This is a genomic window from Pedobacter nutrimenti (genome assembly GCF_032678445.1).
Classification (GTDB): domain Bacteria; phylum Bacteroidota; class Bacteroidia; order Sphingobacteriales; family Sphingobacteriaceae; genus Pedobacter; species Pedobacter nutrimenti_A.
The window spans coordinates 17,782-31,587 of record NZ_JAVTSQ010000023.1 but is presented as its reverse complement, the minus strand read 5'-3'; the positions used below and the strand labels follow the sequence as shown (position 1 = coordinate 31,587).

Genomic DNA, 13,806 nt, shown 5'->3' with positions numbered 1-13,806 from the left:
TTATTTATTTTTGAAATAGCAATATGTGAGTTTATCAGTCGCCTTTCAAGCTTCTGGGGTAAGCAGATAATAACTCATAACCGTCTTTGGTAATTAAAACATTGTCCTCGATCCTCACACCTCCGTTCAGCTCAGCGCCATAAATGCCAGGTTCTATAGTTATTACCATCCCTTCCTGCAAAATCTCGGTAGAATTGGGAGATAGTGTTGCTCCCGGATCATGGTAGCGAAAGCCAACCTGATGTCCAAGGGCATGGTTAAAATATGCACCATACTCTGCCGCTTCAATGTAATTTCGTGATGCGGCATCCACCTCTTTCATTGCCACCCCTGGCTTTAGCATCTCTATGGCAATTCGTTGAGCGTTCTTCACCGTTTCAAAAATCTTGAGTTGTAAATCACTAGCCTCCCCACATATCGCCGTACGGGTAATATCGGCCCAATAGCCATTTACGCATATTGCCATTTCCAACATCACAAGATCTCCCGAGGCGATAATCTTACCGGTAGTCCTATTATATTTCCCACCATTAGCCGTGTTCTCACCAGATAGCACCATTGGCCAGGCCCTTGCGAAACTGATGTTGTGTTGTCCTATCATTTCCTGTACAGCGTACTCAATCAGGGCAGCCAGTTTCGATTCAGTAATTCCTGTATTTACCTGTTGGTAAAATACATGTACAGCGATCGCCGTCACCCTGTGGGTCAGTCTTAAAGCAACTATATCTGCAGCTGTTTTATATGAATACAAGCTTAGTATATCTGTTGTAGTATCTTTAAAACCAGTATCGCTCAGGTTGCATAAACGTTCTGTAAAATCCGCCGGCAATGGAGGCTGTTCTCCAGACATCCTGCAGGGGGCTGTACCCCCAATACTTTTAATAAATGAGACCGGCTTCTTTATCAAATGCTTTTGCTGCAGCAATTCTCTTATATCATTGTACAAAATACCCCAAGGATCCGCACAATCTTTTACACCCCAGGGAAATGTTTTTATGGTAATATTCGATGGCAATAAATCCTGAGGCTCCAACTCCGGAACAAACAGGACCGGTTCATGATCGGCCGAATAAACGAGTACGGACAAACCCCAGAGCGGCATATAACTGAGCATAAGTACAAGCTCATCCGGCCGCCAGAAAATAAGTGCAGAGAGATCATGAGCTTGAATGATACCAGATATCATTTCACTACGTTCCTTATACATAGACTTTCTATTTTATGTTTATATTAAATTGATTTTGGATGATCAGTAGCTGTCTGTTCATATGGCAGCGCGCTTTCCTCATTTTCATCTTTGTGCCTTCCTTCCCAGAAACGTTCAATATCTTCCAGCGACTTTCCTTTTGTTTCAGGCACCAATTTTTTCACAATCCATGCAGCGGGCAATAATGCCAGTCCGTAAAGCATAAATGTTATTCCAATCCCCAAAGACTCCCTTAAAATTGGATAGGTTTGGGTCACAAAAGTAGATCCCAAGAATAGCGAAAGTGTCCCTAAAGACATGGCTCTGCCTCTAATTTTTGTGGGATAAATCTCCGCGAGTATTACCCATATCCCAGGGCCCAGTGTTGCTGCAAAAATTGCGATATAGAAGATAAATGAACCCAATAAAAGAGAGGAACCACCATTAGTATAGAACAACCATCCAATTAACACCAGTGCCACACTGAGTCCCGTGAAGCCCCAGATGAGTAATGGTTTCCTCCCCCATTTGTCTATTTTAGAAATGGCAACGAAGGTAAATACCATGTTAAAAAAACCAATGACAGAGGCGCTACCCATAGCCCAACCCGACTGAAAACCGGCCTTTTCAAAGATTGCGGGTGCATAATACATTACAGTGGTAATTCCCGAAAGCTGGGAAAAAAAAGGAAGAGCCAGTCCAATGATCAATGCAATCCTCATCTTAGGTTCCAATAATTGCCGGAAGCTACCATTTTCAGTTGTGATCGTACTTTTAAGGCCCAGCAATTCAATTGCTGCTTCTACAGAGCCATTAATTCTTTCCAGTATTTTATAGGCCTTTTTGTTTTCGTTTTCCTTTACTAACCAACGTGGACTTTCCGGTATAAACAGAAGACAAAGGAAGAATAAAGCAGAAGGTATCATATTCGACCCTAACATTCCTCTCCATACCTCTTTGACGAGATAATAATTAAGGCCATCGCAATTTTCCAAAACATGTACTGAGGCATATTGTAACAAAAAAGTATTGGATAGGTAAGAGCATAGGATACCCAAGGTAATTGCAAGCTGATAAACAGAAACAAGTCTGCCTCTCCAGTTTGCAGGAGACAGTTCAGCGATAAACATGGGTGCGACCATTGCTGCGAATCCAACACCAATCCCTCCTACAATCCTTGCGACAACAAGGAAAGACGGTGTTCCTGCCACCATACATCCAATTGAAGAAACAATGAAAAGCAATGCAGACACCATTAATATCTTTTTTCTTCCATATTTATCAGCCAGATAACCGGCAAGTGCAGCACCCATTACACACCCCAATAATGCAGAGCTCATTACCCAGCCTTCCATCGCTGGACTTAATTGAAATTGTGTTCTTAAAAAATTGACGGCTCCTGAGATAACAGCAGTATCAAAACCAAAGAGGAAGCCCCCGAGTCCTGCTGTTACACAAATAAGTATTACATATGGTTTACCTTTTAATTTCATCGGGTTATAATTTTATAATTTATATTGGAGTTCTGCCAAATCGGCTACCTGATTGCCGCTGAAGATCAGGGACTAAATCTTGAATACAAAAAATAATCATAGAGGTGTGGTCTTGCAATTCGCTTCTATCATTCCACTTTATTAATAGTTTTTATTCCTTTTTCATTGGCCTGAAGACTTAGTTGTTTCCCTGAAAAATTGATATTAAGCAGCTCTGCTTTAAACGGACGAGGGATTTTAGGATCAATAAGAATTTCTGGACCCAAACTTCCTGGGTCAAAACCAAAAAAAGTATTAATAACCAAATCTGTAAAGGTGGCACCGCCAAGAGCTTCCCGCATATTACCACGGTCACTCGAAATGCGAACCGGGGCATCAAATTTTTCCCAGTTAGGGCCATAAAACTCGTGGGCTTGTGTAAAAGAGCCTTCTCGTGTCACAATTGCTATACGACGATAAAAATCAAAAGCAGCCGTTGGATCTCCCAGTCGCCACATGGTACGAATGGTCAATGCCGGCCAAACATCATAAGAGCCATTAGGCCCGTGATCGGCTCGCCTGGTGGTGGTTGCCGATTCATCACTAAGACTCATTGCCCGCATCCAGTCTCTGGCGAATAACTCACGTTTTACGAAAGCATTCATTTCGTTTTTTTGCACTGGATTTAAATCCTGCGTTAAAGCCATACCTGCATATATGTAATCCATAGCATGCCGTTGGGTTAGCTTTTTTCCATCAGGTTGATAGGAATACCATACGCCGTCCCCAGGCTTGTACAAACGCATTACTTTGGGCAGAAATGCATCAGCTTTTCCACGCAAGGATTTGGCACGAGCAGGGTTACCTTTTAGCGCTTGCCATTTAGCAATATTGCGCAACGTCCACACCACTTGGGCATTTATTGAAGCAACACAATGGGCGTATGCAGGAATACACTCCAGCAAACATTCGTTACCTCCGTAATCTACAAGGCCAAAAGGCCCCTTGGGCAACGTTTCCCAATCGGTGGCCATGGCATCCATACATTCTAGAACAGTTTTACCATTTTCAAGTTTTTCATCTAAAAAAGAGGTATCTCCGGTAATGCGCAGGTAAGCATCGGCAACCCATAAAAAGTTACAGGCATTGCTGGAATAACCGTACATGCGGTCATATTGCTTCGAATCGTACCCCTTGGTTTGTCTTAAGTCTAGCCAAGCAGAATTACGCGGATTTTGAACTAACCAGCGACGCAATGTTGCTTTCATATTACCGGGTTCGAGTAAGGCCCAAACGGTTGGTTCTACGGCAATATCACCATAAAACTGGGTACCATCATCCCGCTCACCATTGGTAACAAAACTTTTAGAATAAAGCGCAAATTGCGTACGTTCCAAAGATAAAATAGTAAAAGCACCCATGTAATAATTTCGCTTCAAAGCCAAATCTTCAGTTTTTAGCACTGGTAAATGACCAGAAAAATGACGATTTCCCGGCGTAAAAGCATCGGCCCAACGGTTTTCCCTGGTTTCTTTAATCTCAGCAAAAGCTTTATCGAAATCATTGGCCCAATCTGCTACACGAGCATCGACCTTATTACCTTTCTGATTGCCAATGTCGCCTTGAATAAAACCATCAGTTTTACCTATGGTTGTCGGTTCATCCCCAGCTGCAAAACCTAGATGACAAGATTCACCGGGGGACAGTGTAATATTCCATGTCCAATCCACAACAATGTAAGCATCAATATCTACTTTGTCGGGTTTACGTGTGGGGCGAATGATGGAAATAACTCCCGCACGCTGAAATTCATTAGCTACGCCAACATGGTCGGGCTGCAAACTACCCGGCATCCTTAATTTTACCCGAAAATTTCGGGGTAGTAATGTAGTATTGGTAAAAGTAATTTGAGAAAGTACACCCCGTTGTTCGTCTACCATTCGTGTATCCGTTTCAACTGCCAGGCCATTACAAGCTAAATTGCGACGAAGGGTACGATAACTACCTTGGCGAGCTTCCTGCGCCATATACTCTTTGTCATCTATAAATAATTTAACTGCAGGATATCCCCTGCGCCAGACACTGGGTTCCTTAGCATCGGCATAAGCCGCCAAATTATATAACCAACCATCAGGACTGAAAAAATAAGACGTAAGATCACGGTCCACGATCAGCATATTGTGACCGTTATGAAGGGATGGAGGATTCACGATATCTGCAAAGGGTATCCATTCACCTGCCATTTCATCCAAAGTTGGGATACCCAAGGTTTTAGCGCGCATTGTAGCTGAAGAAGACGATTCTTGTGCATACACGCTATGACTTGTTAACAGAACACTTACAGTGAACAGGTTAATTGCTAGTATCGAGAAAATCGATCTAAAAAGATTGGTTATAAATACTGTTTTCTGTTCGTTATATTTCATGTTTTCACAGCTTTTTAGTTTTACCAGAATTCCTTTTATTAGCTGGCTGGATCACCTGCCTTAAGCTTTATTGTTTCATTTATCCCTGTATTAAAAGATATCCTATCGCCTGCAACTAATTCGGCCTTTTTGCCATTTCGTATCAATTGAATTTTCTGACCTGGCCATGGATTGACGAGGATACAAGGCCTAGCTTGTTCACTATGTAATTGAACTTCAGAAACAATTCCATGTTTTAACTCCGCAGACACTAAAAATGCACCCCATGCTCTGATGTTTTTGAAACTGGCCGTTTGGTCCCCAGGGAAGCCACTGAATAATCTAATGACGTTTCCAGCACTCATGCAAAGCATTTCATTAAGTGCATTGGCTACGGTGCAGCTGTTTTCTATTCCATGTGGATTATTTAACTGGAAGCCATTTGGGTAGGTGTGCAAAGCATATTTATGCAGCTCATTAAGAACAACAGATGGATGGTACCCAACTCTAATGGCAGCCATAAAGAAACTATTGCTGGTGTTCGTATCCTGCCAGCGTTTCATTTCATCAATTGTATTAAGTGCTACCTGCAGCTCTTCCTCTTTACTATCTAAAGTAATAGCATTAGAAGGGTAAATTTGTTGAATGCCCAAACCGTTTCCATCCGCCCAATCCATGCCTTTTTCTGTATATCGGAAAACTTTTCTGCCATTTCGTATTTGAACGGGAAAATCACTGAGCTTGCTTAAAATATCTTTCCATTTTGTCTGCCTGTTCTTATCCACTTTTAGTGTAGAACTTAAATCAATGATCAGCTCGAAGGCATTCCGAACGAGTCCAAGGGATAAGATTGGGTTCATATCTTGTCCGGAACCTTCATGAATGGCATCTCCGTAAATAATATATCGGCCATTTTCTAACTTTAAGTAATCTTCCCAGAAATTAGCAATTGCCAGAGCATAAGGATAGATCTTTTTACCGTATGCTGGATCATACGTGCAGCGCCAATGCTGGGCGATGTTAATCAGCCCGTAAGAAGCATTGGACCGCTGCTGATAAAATAGCCCCCCAAGTTCAATGTCTGCCTGCTTTTGATAACCGCCCACAGCAAAATTCCGGGTAACTTCAATCCCCAGGGGGCCAATACCTACCGGATATAAAACACCCCGCGTATGGGTTACGTTTTTTGCGTACCATTCCCCTCTCGGCATAAAATCAATCAGCGGGCCATCATGAGGCGCGCCCTGTTGTAAACGATTGGCTGCATACAAAGCATAAAAAGGAGCTTGAAAATTGTAGTTCAAATGATAATCGCCATTCCATGCAGGTTTATCGGTAGTAGTCCAGCCAAATATTCCTGGAGGAAATTTAGGATCCCGGCTACAAGCGGCCATGGTATATAATCCCTGATAATAGGCTTTCATTAATACCGGATCTTCGACAGTAATATTCGATTTGCTCCAATACAATTTCCACCAATTGTTATGTTTGTTCATTAAAGCCGCAACCGATTTTTCGTCAAGTTTGCTTATTCTGTTTAATACAGCATCAAGAGGTTTCGTTTTTTTAAACCTGCTTTCAATAGAAAGTCCTACAATTACCTTCTTTCCTGGCTGTAATACCACAGAACTATCCTTATAATTAAATGTTTTTAAAGCGACAGACACTTCAGTAGGAATATCTACACTATCAGTAAAAGAACGCGTTTGCCAATAAACATTGCCTACCTTTCCGCTTTTTAATTTAGCTTGTCGATTTTCTGGAGCGGTTAGGCGAATCGTTACTTTTGCTGCTTTTCCTGACGTACTAAGTTCTAAAAAGATCAGATTTTCCGTTGCCGATACCCATGATCTTGCCATGATCTTTTGCTCATCCTTTTGCAACAAGCAGGAAGTAATCCCATTCTTAAGCGACTGTTCTGCAGAAAAATTTTCATCATTAAAACCGTTCACCTTTATATCTACAAAACCAACCACACGTGGGCCCGACAAACGATCAGCCTTTGATCGCAACCGCCAGAAATCATTCTTAGATAAATAATAACGTAATTGATCCCCTTTAAAACCCACACTCATGGTCACATCACCATTTCCCATTAATGGAGCATCAATTGAAACATCATTTGGAATGTGCGCTGGTGGCTTAGTCCAAATATTTTGTGACCAACCACTTACGTAACATAGGACTAAAAAAAAACTAAACTTTATTATCTTCATTACTTTTGTTCTACAATTTTGTTCCTATTTTTCTTAACTAATGGCTTAACTGCCAATCTATACTGACAGCTAAGCCAAAATTCAACCAAACTATTTACTGGTAATCAGGGTTCTGAATTAGGACTCCATGACTAATATCTATTTCGCTTTGGGGCAATGGAAGATGATAGTTCTTTTTCAAAAATGTTTTAGAAAATATCGCTTCGGAAGCAGGAATGGTCAAAGCCTGTTCGGCAATTTTCCAGCGTTTTAAGTCATCATACCTGAAACCTTCGAAGGCCAGTTCGATCCTTCTTTCATGGCGTATAGCTACCCTCATCTGATCCTTGCTAAGACCAGCAGGCAAGGCAGGCATATTGATGTCAGCTCTGTTCCTAATCTGATTAACGGCGCTATAAACAAGAGCTGTGGGACCATCAACTTCATTTGCTGCTTCTGCATACATTAAGAGGACTTCTGCATATCGCATGGCCGGCCAATCGCTCCCATCCTTATTTGCATATGGATCTTTTGCATCAGATCCCTGTATATGTTTGTAATAACTATAGCCGGTAGCAGATGGCAAAAGAGTTAATGTGAATCCATTCTCAAAAGTTACACTACCAGAAAAAATAGTTTTTGCCATTCTAGGATCTCTGTTTTTATAAATATTCGATGCATCATATAATGGATTGGTAACAGAAAATGAAGTGCCATTGTTAAATTCAAATTCGTTTGCGAAATTTTTTAATGGCAGCAAAGCCCCTCCCGGAGAACTGGCATCCATCAAATAGACTGCGGATTGACTCCAGCCAAAATTATTCGAATTAAAGTTATTCGGGGCCAAATATTTGACTGAAAAAATAAACTCAGGATTACCCTCTTGTTTACCTAAATCATCGCAAAAAAGGCCTCTGAAACTTGGAGCAATGCTATAGTAATTTTTGCTCATAATTTCGTTGGTTACCGTTTTCACTTGTGCCATCACTTCAGGTTTAGCTGTCCCTCCATCATTATATGCATCGAAAAGCAAAACCCTCGCTTTAAGTACTTGTGCTGAGGCCTTAACAAAATGTCCTCCATTGCTGGCATAAGATTTATCGGGCAGATTGTTGATGGCAAAATCAATATCTGCAAGTATTTGTGCCTGTACTTTGCTTGCGTCTACTTTTGGCTGATATTGATCTGCAATATTAACTTTTTCTAAAACCAGGGGTACTGATCCATAGAATTTGTATAAATCAAAATATTTAATCGCTCTTAATAACCTTGCTTCGGCTTCATAAGTCATTTTTAAAGTTGCATTTACATCTGGTTGATTATAATCAGCCAGTGTTTTAATAAAAATATTATAACGTGCAATCTTTTGGTATGAGCCCGAGTAAACTCCGGTTATATAACCGCCGGATAGTGATGTAATAGGCCCCTGCGAAAGCGTTTTGGTTCCATAGTTATTATTAAAATCGTATCCATTATCTGTCAAACAATCATAAACAGGGTTAGAACTCGTAAATATTTGATCCTGCATGGTTGCATAGCAAGATGCCAGGGCCATATCGATACTATTTTTGGTCGTGTAAAATACGGTTGCCGATAACTGATCGGTAGGGTTCTTGTCAAGAAATTCCTTGGAGCAAGAGCTCATAAAAATCATTAATGATGGTATAATGATGAATCGGATGTGATAAAATGTTGTTTTCATGGCAATTAAAATTTAGCACTTAAACCAAAAGAAATAACTCTGTTCTGAGGATAACTGACATACGTGCCGCTACCCGATCTTTCAGGATCAAGCCCACCATACGGTGTAAATGTAAACAGGTTGTCTCCAGCAAAATAAATTCTTACCGCCTGGAGTCCCAATTTACCAACCCATTTATTAGGCAAAGAGTATCCAACTTGAATAGCCTTTAATCTGAAATATGAATTATCTCGTAATAATAAAGTGGATGGGTGATTAAAAGAAACAGGGTCACCGAGCATCGGGAAGGTATTGGAATGATTTTCTGGAGTCCATGCTTCCGCTAGTTGTTCTTTTGTTGGTGCACTTCCCTGGCTAAAAGGCACTATACCCCAACTGTTGCTACCGCCATTCAACAATACTTTTGAGCCAGCCACTCCTTGGAAAAATCCATAAACATCAAAGTTTTTCCATTCTAAATTAAGATTAAAGCCATAGGTGAATTTAGGAAATACACCATCTTCCATAAGAACCCTATCATTATTATCTATTTTCCCATCCGGTTTTCCATCAGGACCACTTACATCTTTCCATTTCATCATGCCGGGTTTTGTGTTTTCACCAAATTGTTTTGGTGAATTGGCAACTTCTTCAGCGGTTTGGAATATGCCGTCGCTTTGAAGTAGATAAAATGTACCCCAAGGTCTGCCTTCTTCATAAACATTAGATCCATTATCCTGACGTACGCCAAATTTGACCAATTTGTTTTTGAAAGCACTTAATATAACTTTTGCATTTAACTTCAAGTCCTTAAATGGTCCAGATTCAACTTTGTCAGTATATTGCATTTCGAAATCGACACCGGTATTTTGCATTGCGCCACTATTAATAGTGGGTGCATCCAAACCTACAATTCCTGTAACCTGGGCACCTCTCAGTATATCTTTTGTGTATTTTTTATATACATCTGCGGATAATGACAGTTTATTAAAAAGAGTCAAATCTAATCCCAGATTAGAGGAAGTCGTTGTTTCCCATTTTATATCTTCATTGTTCAAAGCCGTCTGAGCTACCCCTTGTGTTAAAGAAGCGTTATCAAATGGATATACACCTGCATAAGTTAACAGTGCCTGATAAGGATAAGTACCAATATTTTGGTTACCCAATCTTCCCCAGGAAGCTCTAATTTTAGCATTTGATAACCACGATCTTGTTGACTGCATAAAAGATTCTTCACTTAATCGCCATGCTGCAGAAAAAGAAGGAAAGGAGCCCCATCTATTTGCAGAAGACAATCTTGAAGTACCGTCATACCTCAAGTTGGTTTCAATTAGATACTTTCCATTAAAATTATAAGAAAAGCGTCCGAAATAGGACTCTATTGCCCAGGCGGAACTGCTTCCTCCGTTGGTTTGACCAGTTTGCGAACCAGCATTTAATTCTGGAGTTGTTGTTGAGGCGAAATTAGAGCGGTAGGCGTCCATAAACTCATAATTATCTTTCTCATTATTGTATCCTGCCATCAAATTAAAATTGTGCAAGCCAATTTTTTTATCGTATGTCAAATAGCTATACAAATTTGTATAAACATCATAATTATCAGATTTAGATAAGCTGGCTATGGGATTTGTATAACCTGGTATAGAGGGATCAAGATAACTGAAGGTTAACATAGGCTTCTGAAAGACGCTTCCTTTGTTAATAATAACATTAGAAGCCGCCTTAACATTCCAGTGTAATCCCTTTAGAATTTCCCAATCAGACCATACTTGAGCGTTCGCAGTATAATTTTTATCCACTTGAGGTTGTTCATTAGCTAACAATAATGGATTCCAGTTGTTTTCTTCAAAAGGATGCGACCTCCATGAGTAACGTCCGCTTCCATCGGGTAAAGTTGGCATTATGGTTGGTGGTTGAGCCAGGATGGTTAAAAATTGATTAGCATCACCGCCACCATTTGAATTTGTAGAATTTGTTATCCCATTTTTAAGTAAAGCAGTAGCGCCTACCTTGAATTTTTTGCTTACCTCAGATACAACATTAACCTGCATGTTAATCCTTCTATAGCGATAAGGACTCATCGTACCCTTTTCATCTATATATCCCAATGCAAGATTATAATGTGTCTGTTGTCCTCCACTGACACTCAAATTATGCATAGTTGTAGGTGCAGGTTTAATCATATAATCTATCCAATTAAAATTAGGATATAGAATGCGATCTGTTGCATTTGCATATTTGTCTATTTCTGTTTGGGGATACTCTCTGGTTGGTATATCTACACCATAATTGGCGTTTCTAATCCTTGTATTCCAAGCCTTCATGTAATCTGCAGAATTGGTTACCATATCCAGCATCTTTGTCGGGCTATGAATGCCATAGTTGAAATCATAGGTTACTCTCACCTTGCCGTCACCGCCTTTTCCATCTTTCGTAGTGACCAAAATAACTCCATTTGCAGCCCTTGAACCATATATGGCCGCAGAAGCTGCGTCCTTTAACACAGTAACCGATTCGATACTGCTGGGATTCAATGACTCCATATTACCTGGAATTCCATCTATCAGAATCAAAGGATTTTCTCCTGCCCCGCTAAAAGTTCCTTTACCTCTAATCTGAATAGATACATTACCCTCACCGGGTTGGCCCTTTGATTGTACGACACCTACTCCCGGCAGTAAACCTTCGAGCATTGCTGCAGCGCTCGCAACAGGTCTCTTTGTCAATACGGCTCCGCTTACTTGAGCAACTGCTCCTGTTAAGTTAACTTTTTTCTGTGTACCATAACCCACAACTACGAGTTCATCCAGTTTTGCATCACTTTGCTTTAATTCGATATTTCCTAAATCTTTACTCGCCTTTATCTCTACACTTGTATATCCTATAAAAGAAATTTCCAGCAAGGATCCATCAGCAATTCCTTTCAATTGAAAGCTTCCGTCTGTATCGGTAATCACAGCCTTTGTTGTACCTTTCACTTTCACAGAAGCACCAGGAATCGGTCTACCTTCCGAATCTATAACTCTACCACGAATGTCAACAGAACTATAAACTTTCTGTTCCATCAAAGTATTTTCTTCTTTCGTAAGAATGTTTTGTTTATTTCTAGCTTTGATTACAAAAGTTCTCCCGTTGAGTACATAATCTAAATTCTGTTCGGGCAAAATCTGATCTAAAACGGATCTAACATCCTGATTAACAAAATTAACCTGAATCGTTCTGGATTGTTTTAACTGGTTTGATTTACAGACTACATCATAGCCGGTTTGGTGTTTAATTTGTTCAAAAACATCTTTTAAAGTGGCGTCTTTCTGCTGCATAGTTATTCTTTGAGCAAACGTGGAAGCGCTGACCTGAACTAATGTTATTAAAATTAGGAATGCTGTGATTCGCATAACTCTGATTATTTGTTGCAGCAAGACCCGATCGGGCATAACTGTCTTGTAAAAAGCATAATAATTCATACTTTTGGGTTGGTTTAGGTTAATAGATAATCTTAGCTGGTTTTTAACCGATCTTGTATCGGTCAAGGTTGGCCTGAACTTTACGCGAAAGTGCTCGATACACTTTCGCGTTTGTTATTTTATGACCACCCTAAATTTTTGTCACGCTGGGTGTAATCGTTTTTTCATTTTTTGGTTTTTTGGTTAATTGATTAATTGTTTTATTTATTCTATTTGTTTTCTTTTTGTACATAAACCTTTCGGTCTTTAATTTCAAAATGTATTTCTCCAGTTAACTGTAGATTTTCCAAAACCTTTGAAATATTAGAAAACCTTGATATTGAGCCCCAAAATTTTTCATTCGGATCGACTCCTTCAAATACTACATCAACATCGTACCAACGAGAAATTTTTCGCATGATAGAAGCGATAGATTCATCGTGAAATACAAACTCGTTATTTTTCCATGCGAGTGCTTCATCTGTATTCGCTTCAGCTATAGTAATGGTATTATTTGCGAAACTGGATTGCTGCCCTGGTTTCAGAATCTTCTGTTCACTATTATTTTTTAATTCCTTACTTATAACACGTACACTTCCTTCCATCAAGGTTGTCTTTATGGCACCCTCATCTTCATAAGAGTTAATATTAAAATGGGTTCCCAGTACCTCTACCTGTTGGCTTTTGCTTTGCACAATAAACGGATGAACTTTATCCTTTGCTACCTCGAAATAAGCTTCCCCTTTAAGCGTTACTATCCTTTGTTTTCCAATAAATTTGGAGGGGAAATTTAGACTTGATGCAGCATTAAGCCAAACTTTTGTGCCATCAGGCAGTATCAGCTGGTAGGTTCCACCACGAGGTGTACTGGCCATTAATTGTACATTTTTCGCAATACTTAGATTGTTTTGTGACGAAATTGACGTTGAGGTCAATGCGCTTCCATCATTGTAAGTTAATTCTGTCGAACCGATAACAAGTCCCGATTTGGTATCACTCAATTCTATAGATTGTCCAGAAGCTAAGGTTAAGGTTGCTTTATTTTTGCCAGGGCGAATGTCGTTTACCTGCAATGAATTTTTAACAGCCTCATTTTTCGTTACCATAAAATAGAACAGGCCAACGCTCAAAACAATTAATATGCTTGCGGCAGCAATGTATTTAATATTTAAAAATCTGAATTTTGATTTAGGGGTAATGCTATGCTGAATCTGTTTTAAGTTCCAAAGTTTGATTTCTTCCAGGCCGGGAATTTCCTGTTCTGTCCCTCTAAAGGTGTCGCACCAAGCATTATACCTGTAAATCTCATCTTCAGTTGCAGTTCCGCCAGCAATTCGCTCAACTAGCTGCAGCAATGCTTCATTGTTCATATTTGGTTAGTTTATAGAAGTTGTTTATCTCTGCCTATATTACTAAGAGACGCG

General features: G+C 39.9%; 7 protein-coding genes. All 7 read right to left on the bottom strand.

Translation table 11 applies throughout. The annotated features are described in order from the left end of the window. Positions 1 to 34: 34 nt before the first annotated feature. The 7 genes from R2S08_RS27990 to R2S08_RS27960 all read right to left on the bottom strand — a co-directional run bounded on the left by R2S08_RS27990 (position 35) and on the right by R2S08_RS27960 (position 13,752). Positions 35 to 1,207, bottom strand: coding sequence for a Xaa-Pro peptidase family protein (locus tag R2S08_RS27990; RefSeq protein ID WP_316838200.1), 1,173 nt, complete (start codon positions 1,205 to 1,207; stop codon positions 35 to 37). Positions 1,208 to 1,230: 23 nt separating this feature from the next. Next, on the bottom strand, positions 1,231 to 2,679 hold the full coding sequence (locus tag R2S08_RS27985) for a sugar porter family MFS transporter (protein WP_316838199.1): 1,449 nt from the start codon (positions 2,677 to 2,679) through the stop codon (positions 1,231 to 1,233). A 128-nt stretch (positions 2,680 to 2,807) separates the two neighbouring features. After that, a complete protein-coding gene (locus R2S08_RS27980) occupies positions 2,808 to 5,084 on the bottom strand; it encodes a hypothetical protein (RefSeq protein WP_316838198.1) in 2,277 nt (758 codons plus the stop codon). Between the two features lie 38 nt (positions 5,085 to 5,122). Beyond that, a complete protein-coding gene (locus R2S08_RS27975; protein WP_316838197.1) occupies positions 5,123 to 7,279 on the bottom strand; it encodes a glycosyl hydrolase family 95 catalytic domain-containing protein in 2,157 nt (718 codons plus the stop codon). Positions 7,280 to 7,373: 94 nt separating this feature from the next. Further along, positions 7,374 to 8,960: a RagB/SusD family nutrient uptake outer membrane protein gene (locus R2S08_RS27970; protein WP_316838196.1), complete on the bottom strand. Its 1,587-nt coding sequence runs from the start codon at positions 8,958 to 8,960 to the stop codon at positions 7,374 to 7,376. 5 nt (positions 8,961 to 8,965) lie between these two features. Further along, a complete protein-coding gene (locus R2S08_RS27965; RefSeq protein ID WP_316838195.1) occupies positions 8,966 to 12,259 on the bottom strand; it encodes a TonB-dependent receptor in 3,294 nt (1,097 codons plus the stop codon). Positions 12,260 to 12,612: 353 nt separating this feature from the next. After that, positions 12,613 to 13,752 (bottom strand): FecR family protein, encoded by a 1,140-nt coding sequence (locus tag R2S08_RS27960; protein WP_316838194.1) that lies wholly within the window; start codon positions 13,750 to 13,752, stop codon positions 12,613 to 12,615. Between the last annotated feature and the right edge of the window lie 54 nt (positions 13,753 to 13,806).

What these genes read in the sequence shown, in the direction of transcription:
- R2S08_RS27985 (WP_316838199.1), bottom strand. Translation starts at nt 2,679, where the DNA reads ATGAAATTAAAAGGTAAACCATATGTAATACTTATTTGTGTAACAGCA.
- R2S08_RS27970 (WP_316838196.1), bottom strand. Translation starts at nt 8,960, where the DNA reads ATGAAAACAACATTTTATCACATCCGATTCATCATTATACCATCATTA.
- R2S08_RS27990 (WP_316838200.1), bottom strand. Translation starts at nt 1,207, where the DNA reads ATGTATAAGGAACGTAGTGAAATGATATCTGGTATCATTCAAGCTCAT.
- R2S08_RS27965 (WP_316838195.1), bottom strand. Translation starts at nt 12,259, where the DNA reads ATGCAGCAGAAAGACGCCACTTTAAAAGATGTTTTTGAACAAATTAAA.
- R2S08_RS27960 (WP_316838194.1), bottom strand. Translation starts at nt 13,752, where the DNA reads ATGAACAATGAAGCATTGCTGCAGCTAGTTGAGCGAATTGCTGGCGGA.
- R2S08_RS27975 (WP_316838197.1), bottom strand. Translation starts at nt 7,279, where the DNA reads ATGAAGATAATAAAGTTTAGTTTTTTTTTAGTCCTATGTTACGTAAGT.
- R2S08_RS27980 (WP_316838198.1), bottom strand. Translation starts at nt 5,084, where the DNA reads ATGAAATATAACGAACAGAAAACAGTATTTATAACCAATCTTTTTAGA.